This is a genomic window from Pseudochrobactrum algeriensis (assembly GCF_018436245.1).
Classification (GTDB): Bacteria; Pseudomonadota; Alphaproteobacteria; order Rhizobiales; family Rhizobiaceae; genus Pseudochrobactrum; species Pseudochrobactrum saccharolyticum.
This window is the reverse complement of record NZ_CP075360.1, coordinates 210009-232122: the sequence shown is the minus strand read 5'-3', so window position 1 is coordinate 232122 and position 22114 is coordinate 210009. Positions and strand designations below refer to the sequence as shown.

Annotated in this window: 20 protein-coding genes, 1 tRNA gene and 1 riboswitch; of the genes, 16 read left to right on the top strand and 5 right to left on the bottom strand. The window is 49.6% G+C overall.

Going from position 1 to position 22114, the window contains the following annotated elements; genetic code table 11:
- Positions 1 to 15 precede the first annotated feature (15 nt).
- Together KHQ09_RS01295 and tcmP are read left to right on the top strand one after the other, a co-directional pair.
- Positions 16 to 1725, top strand: a complete 1710-nt coding sequence (locus KHQ09_RS01295) for a restriction endonuclease (RefSeq protein ID WP_213600149.1) — start codon at positions 16 to 18, stop codon at positions 1723 to 1725.
- Positions 1726 to 2003: 278 nt separating this feature from the next.
- Positions 2004 to 3170: a three-Cys-motif partner protein TcmP gene (gene tcmP, locus KHQ09_RS01290; RefSeq protein ID WP_213600148.1), complete on the top strand. Its 1167-nt coding sequence runs from the start codon at positions 2004 to 2006 to the stop codon at positions 3168 to 3170.
- Here the strand turns inward: tcmP and KHQ09_RS01285 are convergent.
- Positions 3159 to 3908 (bottom strand): DUF5131 family protein, encoded by a 750-nt coding sequence (locus KHQ09_RS01285; RefSeq protein ID WP_213600147.1) that lies wholly within the window; start codon positions 3906 to 3908, stop codon positions 3159 to 3161. The two genes, tcmP and KHQ09_RS01285, sit on opposite strands and share 12 nt — an antisense overlap.
- Positions 3909 to 4384: 476 nt before the next feature.
- Between KHQ09_RS01285 and KHQ09_RS01280 the strand changes: the two genes are divergently transcribed.
- The 4 genes from KHQ09_RS01280 to KHQ09_RS01265 are packed head-to-tail and all read left to right on the top strand — an operon-like array spanning position 4385 to position 7086.
- Positions 4385 to 4732 carry a hypothetical protein gene (locus KHQ09_RS01280; protein ID WP_151159482.1) on the top strand — a complete coding sequence of 116 codons (348 nt, stop codon included), beginning with the start codon at positions 4385 to 4387 and terminating at the stop codon, positions 4730 to 4732.
- A gap of 10 nt (positions 4733 to 4742) precedes the next feature.
- A complete protein-coding gene (locus KHQ09_RS01275) occupies positions 4743 to 4955 on the top strand; it encodes a hypothetical protein (RefSeq protein ID WP_022711604.1) in 213 nt (70 codons plus the stop codon).
- Complete coding sequence (locus KHQ09_RS01270) at positions 4955 to 6085, top strand: PD-(D/E)XK nuclease-like domain-containing protein (RefSeq protein WP_213600146.1); 1131 nt, start codon at positions 4955 to 4957, stop codon at positions 6083 to 6085. The genes KHQ09_RS01275 and KHQ09_RS01270 overlap by 1 nt, the downstream gene beginning before the upstream one ends.
- A gap of 2 nt (positions 6086 to 6087) precedes the next feature.
- Positions 6088 to 7086, top strand: coding sequence for a RecT family recombinase (locus KHQ09_RS01265; RefSeq protein WP_213600145.1), 999 nt, complete (start codon positions 6088 to 6090; stop codon positions 7084 to 7086).
- Between the two features lie 8 nt (positions 7087 to 7094).
- On the opposite strand, the gene KHQ09_RS01260 is transcribed toward KHQ09_RS01265, so the two are convergent.
- Complete coding sequence (locus KHQ09_RS01260) at positions 7095 to 7271, bottom strand: hypothetical protein (protein ID WP_213600144.1); 177 nt, start codon at positions 7269 to 7271, stop codon at positions 7095 to 7097.
- Between the two features lie 68 nt (positions 7272 to 7339).
- On the opposite strand from KHQ09_RS01260, the gene KHQ09_RS01255 reads away from it, so the two are divergent.
- Together KHQ09_RS01255 and KHQ09_RS01250 are read left to right on the top strand one after the other, a co-directional pair.
- Positions 7340 to 7714, top strand: coding sequence for an HNH endonuclease (locus KHQ09_RS01255; protein WP_213600143.1), 375 nt, complete (start codon positions 7340 to 7342; stop codon positions 7712 to 7714).
- On the top strand, positions 7711 to 7989 hold the full coding sequence (locus tag KHQ09_RS01250; RefSeq protein WP_213630804.1) for a hypothetical protein: 279 nt from the start codon (positions 7711 to 7713) through the stop codon (positions 7987 to 7989). Before KHQ09_RS01255 ends, KHQ09_RS01250 begins: the two co-directional genes overlap by 4 nt.
- Before the next feature lie 579 nt (positions 7990 to 8568).
- Here the strand turns inward: KHQ09_RS01250 and KHQ09_RS01245 are convergent.
- Positions 8569 to 8644 (bottom strand) — tRNA-Phe (locus tag KHQ09_RS01245).
- A 464-nt stretch (positions 8645 to 9108) separates the two neighbouring features.
- A riboswitch (glycine riboswitch) is annotated at positions 9109 to 9194 on the top strand.
- A gap of 147 nt (positions 9195 to 9341) precedes the next feature.
- Between KHQ09_RS01245 and gcvT the strand changes: the two genes are divergently transcribed.
- The 4 genes from gcvT (at position 9342) to KHQ09_RS01225 (ending at position 15287) form a co-directional block, all read left to right on the top strand.
- Positions 9342 to 10457 (top strand): glycine cleavage system aminomethyltransferase GcvT, encoded by a 1116-nt coding sequence (gcvT, locus tag KHQ09_RS01240; protein ID WP_213600141.1) that lies wholly within the window; start codon positions 9342 to 9344, stop codon positions 10455 to 10457.
- A gap of 4 nt (positions 10458 to 10461) precedes the next feature.
- On the top strand, positions 10462 to 10830 hold the full coding sequence (gene gcvH, locus KHQ09_RS01235; protein WP_022711596.1) for a glycine cleavage system protein GcvH: 369 nt from the start codon (positions 10462 to 10464) through the stop codon (positions 10828 to 10830).
- A 3-nt stretch (positions 10831 to 10833) separates the two neighbouring features.
- The gene (gcvP, locus tag KHQ09_RS01230) at positions 10834 to 13638 is read left to right on the top strand and encodes an aminomethyl-transferring glycine dehydrogenase (protein ID WP_213600140.1); all 2805 of its coding nucleotides are present in this window, start codon (positions 10834 to 10836) and stop codon (positions 13636 to 13638) included.
- Between the two features lie 257 nt (positions 13639 to 13895).
- Positions 13896 to 15287 carry an amino acid permease gene (locus KHQ09_RS01225; RefSeq protein ID WP_151159475.1) on the top strand — a complete coding sequence of 464 codons (1392 nt, stop codon included), beginning with the start codon at positions 13896 to 13898 and terminating at the stop codon, positions 15285 to 15287.
- Positions 15288 to 15324: 37 nt separating this feature from the next.
- Here the strand turns inward: KHQ09_RS01225 and KHQ09_RS01220 are convergent, their stop codons facing one another.
- Together KHQ09_RS01220 and KHQ09_RS01215 are read right to left on the bottom strand one after the other, a co-directional pair.
- On the bottom strand, positions 15325 to 16038 hold the full coding sequence (locus KHQ09_RS01220) for an LrgB family protein (RefSeq protein ID WP_238481514.1): 714 nt from the start codon (positions 16036 to 16038) through the stop codon (positions 15325 to 15327).
- Complete coding sequence (locus KHQ09_RS01215; RefSeq protein WP_213906446.1) at positions 16035 to 16454, bottom strand: CidA/LrgA family protein; 420 nt, start codon at positions 16452 to 16454, stop codon at positions 16035 to 16037. Before KHQ09_RS01215 ends, KHQ09_RS01220 begins: the two co-directional genes overlap by 4 nt.
- A gap of 106 nt (positions 16455 to 16560) precedes the next feature.
- On the opposite strand from KHQ09_RS01215, the gene KHQ09_RS01210 reads away from it, so the two are divergent.
- The 4 genes from KHQ09_RS01210 (at position 16561) to KHQ09_RS01195 (ending at position 22111) form a co-directional block, all read left to right on the top strand.
- The gene (locus tag KHQ09_RS01210) at positions 16561 to 17439 is read left to right on the top strand and encodes a LysR family transcriptional regulator (protein ID WP_213600139.1); all 879 of its coding nucleotides are present in this window, start codon (positions 16561 to 16563) and stop codon (positions 17437 to 17439) included.
- 197 nt (positions 17440 to 17636) lie between these two features.
- Positions 17637 to 18815 carry an acyl-CoA dehydrogenase gene (locus KHQ09_RS01205; protein WP_370637861.1) on the top strand — a complete coding sequence of 393 codons (1179 nt, stop codon included), beginning with the start codon at positions 17637 to 17639 and terminating at the stop codon, positions 18813 to 18815.
- Positions 18816 to 18907: 92 nt separating this feature from the next.
- Positions 18908 to 20053, top strand: coding sequence for a CaiB/BaiF CoA transferase family protein (locus KHQ09_RS01200; RefSeq protein ID WP_420801489.1), 1146 nt, complete (start codon positions 18908 to 18910; stop codon positions 20051 to 20053).
- A gap of 465 nt (positions 20054 to 20518) precedes the next feature.
- On the top strand, positions 20519 to 22111 hold the full coding sequence (locus KHQ09_RS01195; protein WP_213600138.1) for a peptide ABC transporter substrate-binding protein: 1593 nt from the start codon (positions 20519 to 20521) through the stop codon (positions 22109 to 22111).
- Positions 22112 to 22114: the final 3 nt, after the last annotated feature.

Here is a 22114-nt window from a genome sequence, read left to right as displayed (position 1 = left end):
GGGGAAGGCATTATAATGTCAACAATACAAGTTAGTTCGAAGTATTTGAAATCTATAAAGCTCGGTCAGATCGAAGCTAAGAGTAGTGCTGACGGAAGTAGAATACTTCGTTATTATGTGAATTTTTGGCACAATGAATTAAACCTTCACAAGGATCTTAGTGCGCCGGAGCTCTATTTGCTACAGGGTAAAGTAGATGCTTTAATGTCCGACTGGGACAAAAAGTATGAAGCATACCTGACAAAAACAAAGCTTGTTGCCAGCAAAGAGGAAGCTGAAACTGCTACAGTCGAAGCACAATCTCAGCTAGATCGGCTGAGTCAAATTCTTAGTCACACGCTAAACGTTGATGATCGAATAAATTGGGACTCATTAAAGAAGAAAGAGACCTACAAAAGAAAATCCTATTCAACACCATCTCCAAAACTGGTTGAATATAATAAACCCTCAAAGCAATGGCCGATCATTAGCATTTGGGATCGTATTTTCGGTAAAGCTAAGAAAAAATTAGCTGAGGCCAATGAACAACATATCGCTGCTCTCAATAACTGGGAGGAGATAAATTTATCTGCATTCAAAAAGCATGAAGCTGAAACTAATAATTGGATGCAATTAAAAGACCAATTTGAAGCAGCTGAAACGCTTGCCAAAAATAATTTCGACAAAGAACAACAAGCATATAACGCTAAGATCGATCAGCTGGCTGATGGAGTATCAAAAGGTGATACTAACTCTGTAATTGAGCATGCTTCTCTTGTTCTTGAGCTTTCTGACTACGACGATCTTTTTGAGAAATCATATCAAATTGAGTATCAGCCAGAAGACAAAATACTTCTTGTACAATACGAGCTTCCTTCGCCAGATAAAATACCAACTTTAAAACAAGTTCGATTTGTCGCCAGCACCGGCGAAATGAAAGAAACACACATTTCTGATCGCGAGAAAAAAAATAATTTTGATGCTGTCTGCTATCAAATCTGCTTACGTACAATTCATGAGTTGTTTGAAGCAGACGAGAATGAGAACATTCAAAAAATTCTGTTTAATGGAACAACTAGTTATATAGATCGAACGACCGGCCAAGATGCAACCGCCTGCATTATGTCTGTACTTGTTGATCGTGAAAAATTTATGAGCATCGATTTGGGCAGAATTGATCCAAAGGCCTGCTTCAAAAATTTAAAGGGCGTTTCAGCTGCATCACTAGCTGCCCTCGCTGCAATCCCGCCAGTAATTGAAATGAATAGAGATGATCGCCGCTTTATTGAAGGCCGCAACACAATTGATGCAATTGATTATGCAACCAATTTGGCTGCGATGGATTGGGGTGATTTTGAGCATCTTGTACGCGAGCTATTCGAAAAAGAGTTCGCATCCCGTGGCGGTGAAGTCAAAGTTACACAGTCAAGCAGTGATGGGGGTGTCGACGCGGTAGCCTTTGATCCCGATCCGATCACTGGCGGTAAATTTGTCATACAAGCAAAGCGCTACACCAGAACAGTCGGTGTTTCTGCCGTACGAGACTTATTCGGAACCATGCAACATGAAGGCGCCTCCCGAGGCATTCTTGTAACCACTGCCGACTATGGACCGGACGCGTATAAATTTGCATCAGAAAAACCTATTACACTTCTATCAGGCTCAAACTTACTACATCTTCTTGAGAAGCATGGTTACAATGCAAAGATTGATATTAGAGAAGCGCGTCAAACTATGTACTCTTGAAGTCAGCTATTTTAGCGGCTTGTGAGAGCGTTGTGTCAGTGCATATCATAACGCTGGGTTGGTTTGATGAGTCAGCATACCAAAGTCGAAACCACCACCTGAACGTAGAGCAAGAGCTTTTGCCGGCACAAGGCGCAGCTGAGGATACTCAATTCGATGGTCGAACAATGTAGAAGACCTATCTTGATCACGCTAAAATAGTATTGGAAGCGGCTCTAACGCTGGAAGAATTTGTAAAAACCAAAGAGTAACCCGGGGGGCGGGTAAGAGGGGGCGATTTGGATGTATATATAGACCGTGAGCAAACGGCAGCAAAACACTTCATACTAAAGCGCTATCTTGAAACTCTGGCCTTTAAATTACTTTTAGGAGGCTATTCAACGCTTACTTATATTGATGGGTTTTCAGGGCCTTGGGAAACCCGTACAGGTGATCACTCTGACTCCTCATTTATGATAGCAATTAAAGCACTTAAAAGTGTTCAAGAAAATCTACGATTGCAAGGGCGACGCCATAGGATCAAGTGTTTTTTTGTAGAGCAAAACCCCACATCCTACGCCGAGTTACATGCAACCGTTATGCAACACCATGACCCAAAGAATGATTTTCATATTGAAACATTTAACGGACGCTTTGAAGATGCAACCGCACAGATCCAGAGCTTTGTGCGTGGAACATTTGCATTGACATTTATCGACCCAACCGGATGGACAGGTTACGAATTTGCTAAAATAAAACCCATCTTGGAACACACACCAAGTGAGGTACTTGTCAACTTTATGTTCAACTTCATCAATAGGTTCACGGCATCGAGTGACGAGCGAATACTGAAATCATTTGATGGGATATTGGGACAAAACTGGCAATCCCGTATGGATGTCACAGCAAATCGGGAAAACGAAATTCTTCGGTTATTTTCTACTGAGTTTCAACAGACTGCAGACTTCGAATGGGTACTACACACTCCTATTGAAAAAATATCTGATAAGAGAACCCACTTTTATATCGTTTATGGCACGAGAAGTCTTAAAGGACTTGAGACCTATAGAAATGTTGAATACTCAGCTCTAAAAGAGCATGGCATGCGCCGCATTGAAGCCAAGGCATCCAAACTAATGGAGGCAACTGGGCAATCAAATCTCTTCATGGCCGCTGAGCTATCCAATATTTCATTCGAACACCAGATTGATACGACAAAAAAGAGAGTCACAGAATGGCTATGTGCGGAACTTGCGCGCATGGGAAAACCAATTCGATTTGGAGACCTCTGGCCTGCCATTCTTCAAGAGCATACTCTTCGAATAACTGACGTGAAAGATATATGTGCTCAATTGGGTAAATCTGGCCAAATAATTGAATCTTGGAAAGCCAATAAATCAAAAAGGCGGACGCCGATTGACTCTGACCTCATCCAGCTTTCCACCAAAAATAACTCAAATATGTAAGGGCATTTGATTCCATGTTTGCTGTCTATAAACGCGCCCGGTTGCCTTTTTATTCTTGCCGCCCCACTGCTTAAAGAAAAAAGCCGCATCTGCATCTGTACATTGGTCAAATATCTCGTCGACCCATTTCGGATCTAATGGCCTTGCATTTGGTCCTGATTCACCACCAACAATTGCCCAGTGAATATCTTTCAAGCTTGCACCAGCTACAGAACCGATAAGCGGTTCATAGGAAACAAAACGGATAGCCGCTGGAACTTTACGTAACTCATCCAATCGATGAATTACCCTTGCGTCCTCAACACTAGTTCCCAGCCACACATTTGGCAAAACAGCGATGTCATTGTTCGAGAGAACGTCAGCCATTCTATCCGGACGCTTGGTCAAAATTTGATAGGTATGGCGTTTTGTTTGCGCCATCACATTCCAAACATCCTTGATGAAATCGACAGGTATATCATCATGGAACAAGTCTGACATTGAGTTTACAAACACGCGGCGTGGCTTCGCCCACTTTGTCGGAATATCAAGCGACTTATAATCCAGCGTGATTTTGCCAGTCCACTTCGCACGGCCACCGGATTTTCGAGTTAAGCCGGCATATTTTTCAACGCCCATAGCCTCAAGCCGAGCAGCCATTCGCATCGCATAGCAATTGGTACAGCCTGCAGAATAAATCTTGCAACCTGCAACCGGATTCCACGTTGCGTCTGTCCATTCGATCGATGTTTCAGCCATGAAACTTGCTCCTGAGTAATCTAGTGTAAACTATAAAATAGACAAATTAAGGATTTGTATTACATATCTAACCTATTGTTTTTACTGATATTGATCTAGATTTAAGGGAGGGAGGAAAGCAAAGACCCCCCTACCCCAGAAAGACAAAAGTCCTCCTAAAGGTGGGAGATCGTATGCCACAGACTTGATCCGTCATCGCGGTCGGTCGTTCTGGCAGGACACCTCTCAGTAATCCGTCCTCAGTTTCTGGCAGCACCGTAGGACTTTCGACCCCCGCGCTTGTGGCTGCACCAGAAAAGGGAATTGCACCCTTGTCGCCACTTTCATTGAAAGCATCAAAGGCATACCTCTCATCCGAATTGAAAGCAATACTTTCTTTTCACTTGCATGAAATTGAAAGTTATGCTTTCATAACCCTATCAACAGCACGAAGAAGCCCACAGGCTGATCTGCTTTTCACGATGGGGTTTTATGAAATGAACAAGATTGCTCTGAATGCCGCCGAGCGCATCATGCTCAAAGTCCCGACATTCTCCGGTTACGAATATGCCGATCCCCGTCTGATCAATGGCGCAACCTATGCGGACGTTATCAAGGCGGCTGGTGACTACGATGCCATTGAGATTTACCGGTTCGACGAGCAGACAATGCGCGTGTCTGACATTACCGATGAAGTGTCTTTGCATTTCATTGGCGATGTTCTGGACAACCCGCCGTTGTGGCTTCGCCATTCCGTCAGCTTCGGGAACATCGTTGCAGCTGAGCGCCGTTCAAACCGTGAATTTGCAGCCCATGAGCGCTCATTCGCTCAAGTAGCTCTGTGAGGTGGTGACTATGACCGCACCAATCATGGATCGCGTCTGGGACGCCTATTGGGATCAGGGCAACACCAAACTTGCACTGGAGCGCGTTGTCGAGGTTGTTCAGGAAGATTCCAAGCAGGCTCTGATTACCGCTCATGTCGAAATCGAACGCCTGACGCAGCTCTGCGCTGAACTTGAAGCCGAATTGCAAGCCGCAGATTCGCGCCGATTGGAGGCCGCGTGATGGATATCAAGATTGATTGTGACGAGTTTCAGTCGATTAGTGACCTGTCTGTCAAGGTCGTGCAGAAAGCCGCTGAAAAAGCAGGCTTCATTGAGCATCCGGATGGAATTTACTTTGGCATGTCCGATGCGGTTTATCATGCGGATAAGGCTCTCGGTTCCACAGGCCTGAAAAAGCTTGTCGGCAATGCGCCTGACTTCTGGTGGGAAAGCTGGATGAACCCGGCACGTGAAGAAAACGACGATACGCCTGCTAAAGTCTTCGGCCGTCAGTTGCACCTATGTGTTTTGGAAGGTCGAGATAAGTTTATTGCTAAATACGCACCAGAACCAATCTTTGACAATTATCAGGGCTGCTTGAAAACTGCCGATGATCTGCGCGATTTTCTATCTAAAAAAAAGGCATCCAAATCAGGCTCAAAAGCAGAGTTAATAGCTCGAGCCAAACAATTTCCTGACTGCCCTGCGATATTTGATGAAGTACTCATTCTCGCACAAAAATCCGGCAAAGAGCTTATCAAGTTTAAGGACTATGCAAAAATCCTTGCTGCATCGGCTTTCATCAAGGCGAACACAACACTGTCCAATGCCTTTGAAGGTGGTCAGCCCGAAGTGTCCGTATTCTGGACTGCTGACGGTGTACGGTTCAAAGCGCGGTTTGACTATCTCAAGCTGAATGCGATTACCGACCTGAAATCCATTGCCAATCGCACCGACAAGGAATTCACCAAAGCCTGCTGCGATGCTGTTGCGAGTTATGATTACATCATTTCCGCAGAGCATTACACCGAAGGCCGCCGCCAGCTTAAACGCCTACTGAATGAAGGTCGCGTGTTCGGCTCTCATGATCCGGAGTGGCTGGCAAAGGTCGCAGCAAACGAGGTTTTCGCCTTTGTTTTTGTCTTTTGGCAGAAAGACGGCGCTCCTATCTCGCACGGCATCAAGCTTTCCCCCGGCAATCCTCTATTCAGCTATGCCCGAAGCATGATTTCGCAGGCAGTCGATAATTACCGCACCTATCTGGCCGAATTCGGCACTGAAACAGCATGGGTGCCGTCCACTCCACTTGAAGAATTAGACGAAACTGACCTGCCGGTTTGGTACCAGCAGCGCCTTATGACGGGATCGTAATTATGAACCAGCTCGTACCAGCACAAAAACGTTCCCTCGTGGACAGCATGGCATCCCGTTACGACATGGAGCCTGCGGCGTTCGTCTCGGCCATTAAAGCAACGGTAATCAAAGGCGATTGCTCAAACGAGCAATTTGCAGCCTTCCTTATGGTTGCGAAGGAATATAAGCTCAACCCTCTCACCAAAGAGATTTACGCCTTTCCTGATCGCGGCGGCATTCAGCCTATCGTTTCGATTGACGGCTGGATGAACCTGATCAATTCGCACCCGCAATTCGACGGCATGGAGTTTCAGGACAGCAACGGCGATGATGGGAAACTGTACTCAGTTGAATGCCGCATTTACCGTAAAGACCGTGCACGACCGGTATCCGTAATCGAATACATGTCTGAATGCTTCCGCCAAACTGATCCGTGGAAGAAATGGCCTAACCGAATGCTGCGCCACAAAGCTGCAATTCAAGCAGCACGATATGCATTCGGCTTTTCCGGCATCATGGAACCGGACGAGTACGACCGAATGAAAGATGTATCCCCGCAGGTCAAAACAGTGATTGCAGACCCGCTGTCGGACGAACCAATCGCCACAGCAGAAACAACTACTGTTGATGGTGAAATACTCAATGAAAGAACAGAACAAGAAATACCGGCAGATACTCCCCTGTCCGATGCCGGTACAGAGGGTGGTGAGCAGTCCCCATCAGCCACCACCCTCGACAATTCCAGCGTAATTGATCATTTAACCGATCACGACAAGGCTTCACTGCGGGAGCTGATTACTCGCTTAAAGGCCGCCGTCGGTGATGACCCGGCTGTAATCGGCATGACATGCAACGCTTTTCTAGCAGGCGGATATCCTCTTTCTGAGTATGCCAATAAGAAAGCGGGAACAATCGCCATGCACTTTAAAGCAGTGTGCAAGCAAGAAATGGAAGTTGCGGATGCGATCAAGCATGCCTGTGACATCGCCCAGATTGATGAAACCGAGGTGATGCTATGAGCAAACACCTACTTCTTCGTCGGGGCATCAAGGGCATTCACCGCTTCTTTCAGTCGCTTCTCAACCTTTGGTCCTTTGGGAGGAATTTGCCCCTCCTTATTCAAAGTACTATTTGCAGGCTCTTCCACGGTCTCAATATTCAGATTCGTAGTTTTGTTCTTACCAGTAGTTTTTGGGTGAGTCATAAATTTGCTCCTTCTCAAAAACTCAACCCACAAAAGACAAATACGTTCCAATTTTTGTGGTGTTAAAAATGACGAAGCGCATAGAATTCACCCGCAAGATCAAAGGACTGATCAAAGCCCGTGCAGACGGCAAATGTGAAAATTGCTCGGCCAAACTAAAAGCCAGTGAAGGCGAAGTCGATCACATTTTACCTTGCGCTCTTGGTGGCGAGGCAACCGTAGCCAATGGCCGCCTGCTCTGCCGTGTCTGCCATCTTGAAAAGACGGCTGACGATATTCGGCGCGTCAGAAAATCTGATCGGCAGCGTGACAAGGCCAGCGGCGCTCTACGAGCAAAGTCTGCACTGGCAGGCCGGAAGCAACCAAGGCCAGCACTCACAAAAATCGTTCAGAAGCGTCGCTCACTATACGAGCCAATCCAGCCACAGGAGCGCATGCAATGACAGATAGTTTAATGTTTACTGCTGCCCATCAGCTCCCGATCAAGCTTATTAAGCAAATCAACCATACCGTCGGCGGCGTCTCTATCAAGACCAACCTGCAGAGAGCCATCGACCATGGTTATGAATCCGGTAGCTCTATCAATAATAGCCCAAGTACCATTCACATCTTGCTTCATATCATATCGGCTTTCAGACACAGGAAGCACCTCAAAAATAAGAATCCTACAGCGCAATCATTATCAGATCCGGCTATTGGGGGGGGCACAGCCGTATGACAAGGGATGAGCTGATTGTTCAGATAGGACTATTGAAGGCTGAAGACAAACAAGAGCAATTCAAAATTGCAACCGATGAAACGAATATCATCCGGCTAAGGCGGAAAATCCGAGAGTTGAAGCGCCAAGTTTTCAACGCCTCACCACTTGCACCGGAAGGAGGGAAGGATTGACTGAAAATCTATCAAACGACATTTTAATTGGCGCAAAGTCGATTAGTAAGTTCAGCGGCTTTCCTGAGCGAACAATTTATCATCTATGTGCGAAGGGCTCATTCCCCCACTTTAAAGCCGGTGACTTACTCTGCGCGCGAAAATCCACAATTATTAACTGGATCGCTCAACAAGAAGCAGTGTGATTCATGTCAACCAAAATAGCTGACCTAACAAAATAACAAAGCCGCCATGATAGGCGGCTTTAACGCTTCAATATGTTGCATCCGTGTTGCATGGAGTAATTTGTAACATGTTGAAAACCCTAGAAATGCGCGTTTTGGCATGTAACACAATGCAACACGTAAACAGTACGATCATCGCTGTTGTTATTGCTATAAATATTTGATTTTATTTGATTTTTAAGTGGTGCCCGGAGACGGATTTGAACCGCCGACACGCGGATTTTCAATCCGCTGCTCTACCAACTGAGCTATCCGGGCATCCCTGCGAGCCTGTCTGGCCAGCGTGACGGTGTTGGTGTCCGTCTGATGTGAGCGCTTTATAGCATTAAATTTTTGCCTGTCCAGCACCCTGAACAGAAATTATGCAGCGAACCGGCAATTATTTTCAAAAAGCCCGATTTTCCTTGATTTTTAAAGGATATTTTCTTTTGAAAACTCCCGCACTCAACTCAAAATCACACAAATCCGCTGCTTCGCAGATGAAAAACAGATGTGAATCACCCGAATCCGTATGTTGAAAATTCTCACCCGCGGTTTTGACAGCATAGAAAAATTCGTACGTCTTATATTGTGCATTCTGTATCGCTGCCAAAACCGCGTTTTCCAAAGACGCGACATTCAATCACTGCGCAAAGAGCCGCATTATAATAATTCCAGATGACTTCACCAGTCAGCTGCGATAAAAGGCACGCATGTCGAGGAGAGGATCATATCCTGATTCCTGTTTGTCTGCGGGAGAGTGCCGGTAACGGCCACCGAAGGGGAAATCGCCCGAAATCTCTCAGGTACCAAGAACCGCAGAAAAGCAAGGCAACTCTGGAAAGTCGGGGGAAACCCCGCGCCGAAGGTGTAAGTAAGCCTCAACAGGCTTGCGAGTCTCTCAGGCTTCCGACAGAGGGGTACATCATGGCTTTCCGCTTTTGCGGAAGGCGGACGTGTGTCTCTGGAGTGAAAAATGGGCGATACATCTTCTTTAAAAACGCTTCCGCTGGAAGAACTACATATTGCATCCGGTGCCCGTTTCGGCGGCTTTGCCGGTTGGAACATGCCGCTGACTTATCCGCTTGGCGTGATGAAAGAGCATGTTCATACACGTGAACAGGCTGGTCTGTTCGACATCTCGCATATGAAACTCATCGAAGTTTCAGGCAGCGATGCTGCCGCTTTGTTTGCAAAGCTGTGCCCGATTGATGTCACCAAACTCAATGAAGGCCAGTCGAAATATACATTCCTGATGAATGATGACGCAGGCATCATTGATGACCTGATCGTGACCCGTCTGGGTGACGAGCGTTTCATGATCGTTGCCAACGCCGGTAATGCCGATATTGATATTGCGCATTTCCAAAAAGGTGCTGCAGGTCTCAACTGCACAGTAACCCCGCTTGACCGCGTTCTGCTTGCCATTCAGGGCCCGCAGGCTGCTGATGTAATGAAGAGCCTCGCATCTGATCTCGGTTTCAGCGTTGAAGAGCTGAAATTCATGCATGGTTTTGAGCCTAAACAGGGTTGGTTCGTTACCCGCTCCGGCTATACCGGTGAAGACGGTTTTGAAATTGCCGCACCGCTCAGCGATGCACAGGCACTGGCGAAATCTCTGCTGGGCGATTCCCGCGTTGCATGGATCGGCCTTGCCGCCCGCGACAGTCTGCGCCTTGAAGCCGGTCTTTGCCTGCATGGTCAGGACATCACTGAAACCATCGATCCGGTTTCTGCCGGTCTGACATGGGCAATCACCAAAGCTGTGCGCGAAACCGCCGCATTCCCTGCCGCCGCTAAAGTTCTGGAACTGATTGCCAACGGCCCTGAAAAGCGCCGCGTCGGCATCAAGCCGGAAGGCCGCCAGCCGGTTCGTGCCGGTACCAAACTGTTTGATGAAGCCGGCAGCGAAGTCGGTGAAATCACGTCCGGCGGCTTCGGCCCTTCAGCCGGTTTCCCTGTTGCCATGGGTTATGTCAGAGCCGATCTGAAAGAGCCGGGCACACGTCTTTTTGCGGAAGTCCGCGGCAATAAAGTGCCTGTAGACGTCCATACACTTCCATTTACCCAACCTCGCTATCACAAAGGATAATCGCATGCCTAAAATCTTTTTTACCGAAGATCATGAATGGCTCAGCGTTGAAGGCGACATTGCAACTGTCGGCATCACCAACCACGCTCAGGAACAGCTCGGCGACCTCGTTTTCGTAGAACTGCCTGAAGTTGAACGCGTCGTGGAAAAAGGCGAAGCCATTGTTGTGGTTGAGTCTGTGAAAGCTGCATCCGATGTGTATGCACCGCTTAACGGTGAAGTCATTGAAATCAATGAAGAACTGAATGGCAATCCTGCGCTCGTCAACAGCGCGGCAGAAGGCGAAGGCTGGCTGTGGAAGATGAAAATCTCCGATGCAGCTCAGCTCGAAGGTCTGCTCGACGCTGCCGGCTATCAGGCACTGGTTGGCTAAATCATGGCATCATCATCTCTTCCGTTTGTAGAGCGCCATATCGGCCCTCGCGCCAGTGAACAGCAGGAAATGCTGTCGGCGCTTGGTCTGCCGTCGCTGGACGCTCTCATCAGTCAGGCAGTGCCGCAGTCAATTCGTCTTGAGCGCGCACTCAACCTGCCTGCTCCGCTCGATGAAGCCGCAGCTCTCAGTGAACTGTCCGGCATTATGGGTCGCAACGTGGTTGCCAAAAGCTTCTACGGTGCGGGCTATCACGGTACCCATGTGCCGCCGGTTATTCAGCGCAACCTGTTTGAAAATCCGGCTTGGTACACAGCCTATACACCGTATCAGGCTGAAATCAGTCAGGGTCGTCTTGAACTGCTGTTTAACTTCCAGACACTGGTGACAGAACTGACCGGCCTGCCGGTTGCCTGTGCATCGCTGTTGGATGAAGCAACTGCTGTTGCTGAAGCTGTTGGCATTGCTTACCGCCATCACCGCGAAAAACGTCCGAAAATGGTGATTGCCGGTGAATTGCACCCGCAGACTCTGGATGTTTTGAACACCCGTGCAGAACCGCATGGCATGATCATTGAAGTTGGCGGCGAAGTGGATACCACAACCGCTGCTGTGATCATTCCTTGGCCGGATACACGCGGCGTTTACGGTGATTTCACCCGTATTATCGCCAGCGCCAAACAGACCGGCGCTCTGGTTGTAGCCGTTGCCGATCCTCTGGCACTGACCATCACCCAGTCTCCGGGCTCATGGGGTGCCGATATTGCTGTCGGTTCCATGCAGCGCTACGGCGTGCCAATGGGCAATGGTGGTCCTCACGCTGCTTATCTCGGCGTGAAAGAAAACCTCACCCGTATCATTCCGGGCCGTATCGTCGGTCAGTCGTTCGATGCGCATGGCCGTCCGGCCTATCGTCTGGCGCTGCAAACCCGCGAACAGCATATTCGTCGTGATAAAGCGACATCGAATATCTGTACCGCTCAGGCACTGCTGGCCAATATGGCTGCATCTTATGCAATCTGGCACGGCCCGAAAGGCCTTCAGGCTATTGCTGATGCCGTTCATGCGATCACTGCCCGCTTTGCAGCCTCATTGAAAGCTGCCGGTTTTGAACTCGCCGGTGAACAGCTGTTTGATACAGTGACCGTAACGGTCAAAGGCAAAGCACAGGATTATGCTGACAAAGCTCTGGCAGGCGACCGCCTGATCCGCGTCATTGATGCTGATACTGTGTCTGTCACTTTCGATGAAACCTCGCTGGAAGATGATTATCTGGCTCTGGTTGCATTGTTTGGTGCGAAGCCTGTTGAAAAAGCTGCCCGTCTGTTGCCGGATGCGCCGCGTGACGAACATTTCCTGACGCAGGCTGCATTCCACAGCTATCGTTCAGAAACCGAAATGATGCGTTTCCTGCGTAAGCTGGCAGACAAGGATCTGGCGCTTGACCGTGCGATGATTCCGCTCGGCTCCTGCACCATGAAGCTGAACGCTGCTGCCGAAATGATGCCGGTCTCATGGCCGACAGTCGGCGGTCTGCATCCTTTTGCACCACAGGCGCATCTGGAAGGCTACAAAGTTCTGACCGACAATCTCGAAGCATGGCTTTGCGAAGTGACCGGTTTTGACGCTGTATCCCTGCAGCCGAATGCCGGTAGTCAGGGCGAATATGCCGGTCTTCTGGCAATCCGCCGCTATCACCGCGCCAATGGTGACGAGAACCGCAATATCTGCCTTATCCCGTCTTCCGCACACGGCACCAATCCGGCCAGTGCGCAGATGGCAGGCATGAAAGTGGTTGTCGTCAACTGTCTCGAAGACGGTGACATTGATGTGGCCGATCTGAAAGCCAAGGCAGAACAGTATCGCGATACGCTGTCGGCGCTGATGATTACCTATCCGTCCACACACGGTGTGTTTGAAGAAACCATCCGTGAAATCTGCACAATCATTCACGCGAATGGCGGTCAGGTTTACTTCGACGGTGCAAACCTCAATGCGCTCGTTGGTCTGGCACGTCCGGCCGATATCGGTGCTGACGTTTGCCACATGAACCTGCATAAAACTTTCTGCATTCCGCATGGCGGCGGCGGCCCGGGCATTGGTCCGATCGGCGTTGGCGCACATCTGGCACCATTCCTGCCAGGTCATGTCAATGCAGGCAGCGACAATGCGGTTTCCGCTGCACCATTCGGCAGTGCGTCTATCCTCGTTATCACATGGATGTATATCCGTATGATGGGCGGCGCCGGTCTGAAAAATGCAACAGAAGTGGCCATTCTCAATGCCAACTACATTGCTGAGCGCCTGAAGGATCATTATCCGATCCTTTATACCGGTGCGAATAATCGCGTTGCGCATGAATGCATCGTTGACACCCGCGTGTTGAAAGACAAAGCCGGTGTGACCGTTGAAGATGTTGCCAAGCGTCTGATCGATTACGGCTTCCACGCGCCGACCATGTCATGGCCGGTTGCCGGTACGCTGATGGTTGAGCCGACTGAATCCGAATCCAAGGCTGAAGTGGATCGTCTTTGCGACGCCATGATCTCCATCGCCAAGGAAGCGGCTAAGGTTGAAGCCGGTGAATGGCCGCAGGATGACAATCCGCTGGCGAATGCACCGCATACTGTTGCAGACACCATGCTCGACGACTGGAAACATCCGTATTCGCGTAAGGAAGCAGCCTTCCCTGCGAAAAATATGGATCCGGCTTCCAAATATTGGGCTCCGGTATCGCGTATCGACAACGTAGGCGGCGACCGCAATCTGGTCTGCTCCTGCCCGCCGATGGATGCTTACACAGACTAAAACAATCAAAAAGGCCCTGATGAAAATCAGGGCCTTTTTCTTTTGCCCGACAAACCACGGCACCGCCTTATGCGACATTAGTCTAACCTCATGCAAATTTTACTTTCCCTCTTAAAGCGGGGGAGTAAGCGCTCAGGGTGTTTGCCAGTGCTGTGGAATCATCCTGCACCGGCGAAGCATGCAGAAAACTAACCAGTGTATTTTCTTGGATTTCAGGAGGGAAAATCCGCTGGCAGATGAATTGTGAGGCATACTGAATGGATACTGCATCGGGGCACCCGCATTCCCAAGAGGAAGAGCCACATCTTGCCCGTAATCTCAAAAACCGCCATTTACAGCTGATCGCCATCGGCGGCGCTATTGGTACCGGCCTTTTCATGGGCTCGGGCAAAACAATCTCGCTCGCAGGCCCGTCAATCCTGCTGGTCTATGCGATTATCGGCTTCATGCTATTTTTCGTGATGCGCGCTTTGGGCGAGCTGTTACTGTCCAATCTGAATTATCGCTCTTTTGCTGATTTTGCCGGTGATTATCTCGGATCATGGGCTCAGTTTTTTACCGGTTGGACCTATTGGCTGTGCTGGATTGTTACCGGTATTGCCGATGTTGTGGCCGTTGCCGGTTATATGTCGTTCTGGTTCCCTGAGTTGGCCTTGTGGATTCCCGCCCTTGGCCTGATCGTGGTTTTGGTTGCGCTGAACTTGCCGAATGTACGCAATTTCGGTGAAATCGAATTCTGGTTCGCGCTGATTAAGATTGTTGCCATTGTTGCGCTGATTATTACCGGCGTTGTCATGCTCAGCTCCGGCTATGTATCACCAAACGGTACTGCGGCTTCCATTACCCATTTGTGGGATCAGGGCGGCTTTTTCCCGAATGGCTTCTTCGGTTTTGTTGCCGGTTTCCAGATCGCGGTTTTCGCTTTTGTCGGTATTGAGCTTGTTGGTACAGCCGCTGCTGAAACCGAAAATCCGGAGCGCAATCTGCCAAAGGCGATCAACTCGATCCCTGTGCGTATTGTGCTGTTCTATCTCGGATCGCTCTTTGTCATCATGACTGTGATGCCTTGGAACCAGGTTGACCCGTCGAGCAGTCCGTTTGTCGCCATGTTCTCGCTCGCAGGCCTCGGCATTGCCGCGCATGTGGTGAATTTCGTGGTACTGACCTCTGCGGCTTCCAGCGCCAATTCCGGTATTTACTCGACATCGCGTATGATTTTTGGTCTGGCAAGCTATGCTCTGGCACCAAAAACACTGGGCAAGCTGAACCACCGTCATGTGCCGGTGAATGCGCTGTTCTTCTCCTGCACATTCCTGCTTGCAGGTGTTGTGCTGCTTTACGCAGGGCAGAGCATTATTGAAGCTTTCACCATTGTGACCACGATTTCGGCTCTGCTGTTTATCTTTGTCTGGTCGATCATTCTGGCATCTTATGTGCAATATCGCCGTAAGCGCCCTGATCTCCATGCAAAATCAAACTTCAAAATGCCGGGCGGTTATGCAGCCATCATTATGGTGTTTGCGTTCTTTGCTTTCATCCTCTGGGCATTGGCACAGCAGGCTGACACAGCACAGGCACTGCTGATTACACCGGTATGGTTTGTCCTGCTCGGCGTGATCTATTTCTTCATGCGCAAAAAAAGCGCATAAAAACTGAAAAGGCCACTCGTCGGAGTGGCCTTTTTTATTACAACAAAATCCAGCGTATCAGCGGTGCGGCAAAGACATTGACCAGTCCGACCAGCACCATCACCAAACCGGCAATGGTGCCTTCTTCTTTACCCAGTTGCTGGGCTTTGGCCACGCCTGCTCCATGCGCGCCCATGCCGAACAGGGCACCGCGGGCAAGGCCGGATTTCAACGGCAGAAAACGCAAGATTGTATCGCCGAGTGCGGCGCCAATCACACCGGTCACCACGACAAACAAAGCCGTCAGATTAGGAATGCCGCCAATATCTTCCGACAAAGCCATGGCAAAAGGCGAGGTCACATAACGCGGGATCAGACTGAGGCGCAGACTCCCGTCAAGACTGAGCAGCGAAGCCAGCCCCCATGCCGAGAGAATGGCAACACTGCTGCCGACCAGCACACCGAACAACAAAACCGGCCAATATTGCCGGATTGTCGCTCTCTGCTCATAAATCGGCACAGCAAAGGCAACGGTTGCAGGGCCGAGCAGCATCACCAGCCAATGTGTTGCACTATTATATTCCGCATAGCTGGTGCGCATCAGCAGAACCGCTGCAATCAGCAAAACCGGCGCGGCAATGAGTGGTGAAAACCATACCCGCGGCCAGCGGCGGTAAAGCTTTTTCGCCAGCACATAAAACAGGATTGTTGCCGCAGACCAGAGCAACATCATCCAAAGCGCAGGCGTTAAATAACCTTCTAACCCGCTCATGATGAATGTCTCATTTTCTGCAAATGACGGCTCAGACGCAAACCTGCTTCAACTGCCAATGCGGTGGAGATCATAACAATGACCGTCCCGAGCAGAATAACCGCGAGAATTTTCAAGCCCAGCAGACCGAAAAACTCATGGTGATCGAGTACGGCAAGAACCGCAGGGATAAAGAACAGCAGCATCTCTGCCAGATACCATTGCGCACCACGGCGCACGGTCAGCAGGTTCATACCGCCGGTCATCAAAAGTATGAATAACAGGAACAAGCCGATGACACTGCCCGGCACCGGCAGATGCGTTAGTCTGGCGATACCCTCCCCCAAAGCCCAGAAACCGGCGATCAAAGCGATCTGGCCGATCCGGCTGTTTTGTACCCAATGGCGGACTCCTCCCGACATTTGAGCTGGAGACATTTTATGGCACTCTTTTCATGCAAATTAATTTTCTCCTTTATACGCCATCCGTATTCATGATAAAAATGAATTGATTGAATAGAATTAAGTCCCAAATGGAATAGTAATGGAACTGCGTACATTACGGATATTCGCCGAGGTTGTCCGCCAAGGCGGTTTCACACAGGCTGCCAAAACTGTTTTCCTTACTCAGTCAGCTGTCAGCAAAGCCGTGCGTCAGCTTGAAGACGAACTCGGCGTGACCCTGCTTGACCGCAACGGTCATAAATCGGTGATGACCGATGCCGGAGAAGTGGTATTCCAGCGCGCCTTACGTATGCTGGCAGAACAGGATGATCTGAAAACCGAACTGGCAGAATTACAGGGGCTGACCAAAGGTGTGCTACGGCTCGGATTACCGCCAATCGGCAGTGACGCGCTGTTCGCACCGATGTTTGCGATTTACCGTCGTCTTTATCCCGGTATTGATATTCATCTTGTTGAACATGGTAGTAAAAAACTCGAAGATATGGTGCGCGACGGTGAAGTCGATCTTGGTGCCTCCCTCTTGCCTGCGCCTGATGAATTTGACTGGCAGAATGTCCGCAAAGAGCCGATTGATGTGCTGATCCCCGCTTCGCACCCGCTGGCCGATCAACCTTTTATTCCCTTGAAACAATTACAGGATATGCCGTTTATCCTGTTTGACAGTGCCTTTGCGCTCAATCCGATTATTCTGAATGCCTGCCGCAGTCAGGGCTTCACGCCCTCCATTGCCGCACGCTCCAGCCAGATTAATTTCATCATCGAGCTGGTTTATGCAGGGCTTGGTATCGGCTTTCTCCCGCGTCTGATTGCTGAACAACGGGTGCGCGACGGTGTCCGCCATATTACCCTCAGTGAGCCGGATCTTTCATGGGACATGGCATGGGTCTGGCGGCGTGGCGCTTATCTGCCTCATGCCGCGCGTGCATGGCTGGAACTGGCAGCGCGTTTTCAGCACTGATAAGGGCTGGCAGGCATTATTGTCAGGAAATTCAGGCTCGTTTCTCCCGAACAGCCTGATGAAACCGCACATATCAAAGCTGGGCATTGCCGAGTTGATGCGTAGAATTCATGACTAAAGTGCAAATAAGGGTTTGCAGTTTTGGGGTAGTCGTCTGAGAATGAGCCAAATTTTTCGGGAGATAGTAAATGAGTGACATGACAAAATTTTCATGGAGCGATCCGTTCCTGCTCGATGATCAGTTGTCTGATGATGAACGCATGATCCGCGATTCCGCTGCGGCTTTTGCCAAGAGCGAATTGCTGCCGCGCATTGAAGAAGCCTATCTTGAAGAAGCTGTGCAGCCTGAGCTGTTCCGCCTGATGGGTCAGGCCGGTCTGCTCGGCGTGACATTGCCGGAAAAATACGGCGCGGCTGAAGCCAATTATGTTTCCTACGGTCTGGTGGCGCGCGAAGTAGAGCGCATCGACTCCGGCTATCGTTCGATGATGAGCGTACAGTCCTCACTCGTGATCTACCCGATTTTTGCTTATGGTTCGGAAGAGCAGAAAGACAAATATCTGCCGGGTCTGGTATCCGGCGAGCTGATCGGCTGCTTTGGTCTGACCGAGCCTGATGCCGGTTCTGATCCTGCAGGCATGAAAACCCGCGCGGAAAAAACCGCGACCGGCTACAAGCTGCACGGCTCGAAAATGTGGATTTCCAACTCCCCGATCGCCGATGTTTTCGTCGTTTGGGCGAAGTCTGTTGCCCATGACAACCAGATCCGTGGCTTTGTGCTTGAAAAAGGCATGAAAGGTCTGAGCGCACCGAAAATCGGCGGCAAGCTTTCCCTGCGTGCATCCGTCACCGGTGAAATCGTAATGGACGGCGTGGAAGTCGGCGAAGATGCGCTGCTGCCAAATGTTTCCGGTCTTAAAGGTCCGTTCGGCTGCCTCAACCGCGCCCGCTATGGTATTTCCTGGGGTGTTCTCGGTGCGGCAGAAGATTGCTGGCACCGTGCGCTGCAATATGGTCTGGATCGCAAGCAGTTCAACCGTCCTCTGGCGCAGACACAGCTTTTCCAGAAGAAACTGGCCGATATGCAGACAGAAATCACGCTCGGCCTTCAGGGCTCGCTGCGTGTTGGCCGTCTGATGGACGATCACAAATTCGCACCGGAAATGATTTCGCTGATGAAGCGCAACAATTGCGGTAAAGCGCTCGACATCGCCCGTCAGGCTCGCGACATGCATGGCGGCAACGGTATTCAGATCGAATATCACGTGATGCGTCATTCGCAGAATCTGGAAACAGTGAATACCTATGAAGGTACCCATGACGTTCACGCGCTGATCCTCGGCCGTGCGCAGACCGGTCTTCAGGCATTCTTTTAATAACTGATAATCGCCCGCTTCCCTCTGTATGGCGCTGATTTTTCAGCGGCATAACTGATGGAAGCGGGTTTTTCATATCCGGAGCAAATCTGATGCAGGCGCCGTTGGAAGGCATTAAAGTCGTTGAACTGGCACGTATTCTTGCAGGGCCGTGGATCGGCCAGACATTGGCGGATCTCGGTGCCGATGTCATTAAGGTAGAAAGCCCTGAGGGCGATGATACCCGCAAATGGGGCCCGCCTTATATTGACGACGGTGCGGAACAGTCAGCCGCCTATTACCATGCCTGCAATCGCGGCAAACGCTCAATCACTTGCGATTTTCGTGAAGATGCAGGGCGTGAGACCGTTCTCAAACTCATCAAAGATGCCGATATTGTCATCGAGAATTTCAAACTCGGTGGCCTGAAAAAATACGGCCTTGATTATGAAACCCTGAAAGAAATCAATCCGCGTCTGATCTATTGCTCCGTCACCGGCTTCGGCCATGACGGGCCTTATGCAGCCCGTGCCGGTTATGATTTCATGATTCAGGGCATGAGCGGCATTATGGATATTACCGGCGATCCAAAAGGTGAGCCGCAGAAAATCGGCGTGGCACTGGTCGATATTATCACCGGTCTTTACGGTGTCATCGGTATCCAGTCGGCATTGCTGCATCGCCAAGTGACCGGCCTCGGCCAGCATATTGATATGTCGCTGTTTGATTGCATGACCGGCGTTCTCGCCAATCAGGCAATGAATTTCCTCGCTTCCGGCGTAGCGCCGAAACGTCTCGGCAATGCGCATCCGAATATTGCGCCTTATCAGACATTGCCAGTGCAAGACGGTTATTTCATCATCGCCTGCGGCAATGACGGACAATTCGCCAAACTGGCAGGTTTGCTGGAGCTGTCGGAACTGGCTGAGGATGAGAAATTCCGCACCAATGCGGCTCGCGTACAAAACCGTGATGAACTGACAGCTCAGCTTGAAGCAAAAACATCTGCATGGTTGCGCGATGATCTGTTGGCCGCACTGGAAAAGCTCGCTGTACCGGCAGGACCGATCAATACCATTGCCGATGTGTTCAGCGACCCGCAATTTATTGCCCGCCAGATGCGCGTGGACAATCAAGGTGTTCCGGGACTGCGCACGCCGCTGAAATTCTCCAATGCAGAACTGAAAACCGGCCTGCGTTCACCGCGTCTCGGAGAACATACGGAAGAAATTCTGGCAGAATTGAACTCTGAAAAATAACCAAAAACTGCACTTCAGAAGGCCGTTTTCAGCGGCCTTTTTGTTGGCTGATTATATGATAAATCAGATGCCGGCATATTGCTGTTACAAAACTGACTCGTGATTTGGCTGATTTGCCTTCAGAATGAAGGTCTTGCCCGCTAAAATGGCGGGGTTTTTACCCACATAAAGACAAATTTTTTTCATCAGCCATATTTATTGTATTTTACTTAAATTATCAGTGTTGATAAAATATTTTATCCCATTGAATAATATGATTTTCTGGCAATTTGTTTTAGTTTCGTTCTTTGTAATAAAATTTTAGAATTAGCCAATAATATTGCTAAAAATAACAAAGTTTCTCTTTTGTTTTAAAATAATCTCCTTCGACTAAAGGCGTATGGCTGAGAACTGAAAATAGATATTTGACTCTGCCTGAAAAACACATACTAGAATCCGGCTCTGTACTTTAACAGGGAGGGTTATATGTATCGTAAAATTTTGCTCGCAGGTGTCTGCGCACTCACACTGACCGGCGCTTTTGCCGGTGCTGCTGCCGCTGAAGTCGTTCTGAACCGTGGTAACGACACCGATCCGGCAACACTGGATCATCACCGCACATCCACCGTTTCCGAAGGCCGTATCATGGCCGATCTCTATGACGGTCTTGTCCGTCAGAGCGCCAAAGGCGAAGCTGTTGCTGCCACCGCCAAGTCCTGGGATATTTCCGAAGACGGTCTGGTTTACACATTCCACCTGCGCGATGATGCCAAATGGTCGAATGGCGATCCGGTAACTGCCGGTGATTTCCTGTTCACATTCCGCCGTATTATGGATCCTAAAACTGCTGCCGGTTATGCCAGCATGCTGTTCCCGATCAAAAATGCTGAAGATGTCGTTGCCGGCAAAAAACCGCTTGAAGATCTGGGCGTTGAAGCGGTCGATGATCTAACCCTCAAAATCACCCTTAAAGGCCCGACACCGTATTTTCTTGAGCTGCTGACCCACCAGACCGGTCTGCCGATGAACAAGAAAAGCGTTGAAGAAAACGGCGATAAATTCACAACGCCGGGCAAAATGGTAACCAATGGTGCCTATCAGCTGGTCAGCTTTACACCAAACGACAAAATCGTCATGAAGAAGAATCCAAACTTCTATGACGCGGATAAAGTCCAGATCGACGTTGTTAACTGGATTCCTTTCGAAGACCGTGCCAGCTGCATGCGCCGCTTTGAAGCCAAAGAAGTGCAGGTCTGCTCCGACGTTCCGTCCGAACAGATGGACTATGTGAAGAGCAAACTGGCTAAAGAATTCCGTATTGCCCCTTATCTCGGCTCCTATTATCTGCCGGTTAAAGGTAAAGTTGCCGACAGTAAACTGAAAGACCCGCGTGTTCGTGAAGCCATTTCGATGGCGATTGACCGTGAATTCATGGCAGAACAGGTTTGGCAGGGCACTATGCTTCCGGCCTATTCCGTCGTTCCTCCGGGCATTGCCAATTATGTTGAAGGCGGTGTGAAGGCTGAATATGCCGACAAAGACATGCTGGAACGTGAAGATAAAGCTAAAGAGCTTTTGAAAGAAGCCGGTGTTGAGCCAGGCAGCCTCTCAATCGAGCTGCTTTATAACACATCCGAAAACCACAAGAACACGATGGCTGCGATTGCGGATATGCTGAGCAATATCGGCATCAAAGCCACGCTCAATGAAACCGAAGGCGCAACCTATTTCAACTTCCTGCGTGAAGACGGTCCTTTTGACATCGCCCGCGCAGGCTGGATCGGCGATTATAATGATCCGCAGAACTTCCTGTTCCTGACCCAGAGCGACGTTAGCTTTAACTATTCCAAGTGGAAAAACAAAGACTACGATGCTCTGATGGCTAAAGCTGAAGCAACAACAGATCTTAAAGCCCGTGCGGAAATTCTTGCCGATGCGGAACGTCTGTTGCTCAAAGAAACAGCCGTTATTCCGGTGCTGTATTATTCATCACGCGCTCTGGTCTCCGAAAATATCGAAGGCTGGTATGACAACCTGATGGATGCACACGCAACCCGCTGGCTGTCGCTCAAACAGTAAGTA

What these genes read in the sequence shown, in the direction of transcription:
- KHQ09_RS01295 (WP_213600149.1), top strand. Translation starts at nt 16, where the DNA reads ATGTCAACAATACAAGTTAGTTCGAAGTATTTGAAATCTATAAAGCTC.
- KHQ09_RS01285 (WP_213600147.1), bottom strand. Translation starts at nt 3,908, where the DNA reads ATGGCTGAAACATCGATCGAATGGACAGACGCAACGTGGAATCCGGTT.
- KHQ09_RS01280 (WP_151159482.1), top strand. Translation starts at nt 4,385, where the DNA reads ATGAACAAGATTGCTCTGAATGCCGCCGAGCGCATCATGCTCAAAGTC.
- KHQ09_RS01275 (WP_022711604.1), top strand. Translation starts at nt 4,743, where the DNA reads ATGACCGCACCAATCATGGATCGCGTCTGGGACGCCTATTGGGATCAG.
- KHQ09_RS01270 (WP_213600146.1), top strand. Translation starts at nt 4,955, where the DNA reads ATGGATATCAAGATTGATTGTGACGAGTTTCAGTCGATTAGTGACCTG.
- KHQ09_RS01265 (WP_213600145.1), top strand. Translation starts at nt 6,088, where the DNA reads ATGAACCAGCTCGTACCAGCACAAAAACGTTCCCTCGTGGACAGCATG.
- KHQ09_RS01260 (WP_213600144.1), bottom strand. Translation starts at nt 7,271, where the DNA reads ATGACTCACCCAAAAACTACTGGTAAGAACAAAACTACGAATCTGAAT.
- KHQ09_RS01255 (WP_213600143.1), top strand. Translation starts at nt 7,340, where the DNA reads ATGACGAAGCGCATAGAATTCACCCGCAAGATCAAAGGACTGATCAAA.
- KHQ09_RS01250 (WP_213630804.1), top strand. Translation starts at nt 7,711, where the DNA reads ATGACAGATAGTTTAATGTTTACTGCTGCCCATCAGCTCCCGATCAAG.
- gcvT (WP_213600141.1), top strand. Translation starts at nt 9,342, where the DNA reads ATGGGCGATACATCTTCTTTAAAAACGCTTCCGCTGGAAGAACTACAT.
- gcvH (WP_022711596.1), top strand. Translation starts at nt 10,462, where the DNA reads ATGCCTAAAATCTTTTTTACCGAAGATCATGAATGGCTCAGCGTTGAA.
- gcvP (WP_213600140.1), top strand. Translation starts at nt 10,834, where the DNA reads ATGGCATCATCATCTCTTCCGTTTGTAGAGCGCCATATCGGCCCTCGC.
- KHQ09_RS01225 (WP_151159475.1), top strand. Translation starts at nt 13,896, where the DNA reads ATGGATACTGCATCGGGGCACCCGCATTCCCAAGAGGAAGAGCCACAT.
- KHQ09_RS01220 (WP_238481514.1), bottom strand. Translation starts at nt 16,038, where the DNA reads ATGAGCGGGTTAGAAGGTTATTTAACGCCTGCGCTTTGGATGATGTTG.
- KHQ09_RS01215 (WP_213906446.1), bottom strand. Translation starts at nt 16,454, where the DNA reads ATGTCTCCAGCTCAAATGTCGGGAGGAGTCCGCCATTGGGTACAAAAC.
- KHQ09_RS01210 (WP_213600139.1), top strand. Translation starts at nt 16,561, where the DNA reads ATGGAACTGCGTACATTACGGATATTCGCCGAGGTTGTCCGCCAAGGC.
- KHQ09_RS01205 (WP_370637861.1), top strand. Translation starts at nt 17,637, where the DNA reads ATGACAAAATTTTCATGGAGCGATCCGTTCCTGCTCGATGATCAGTTG.
- KHQ09_RS01200 (WP_420801489.1), top strand. Translation starts at nt 18,908, where the DNA reads ATGCAGGCGCCGTTGGAAGGCATTAAAGTCGTTGAACTGGCACGTATT.
- KHQ09_RS01195 (WP_213600138.1), top strand. Translation starts at nt 20,519, where the DNA reads ATGTATCGTAAAATTTTGCTCGCAGGTGTCTGCGCACTCACACTGACC.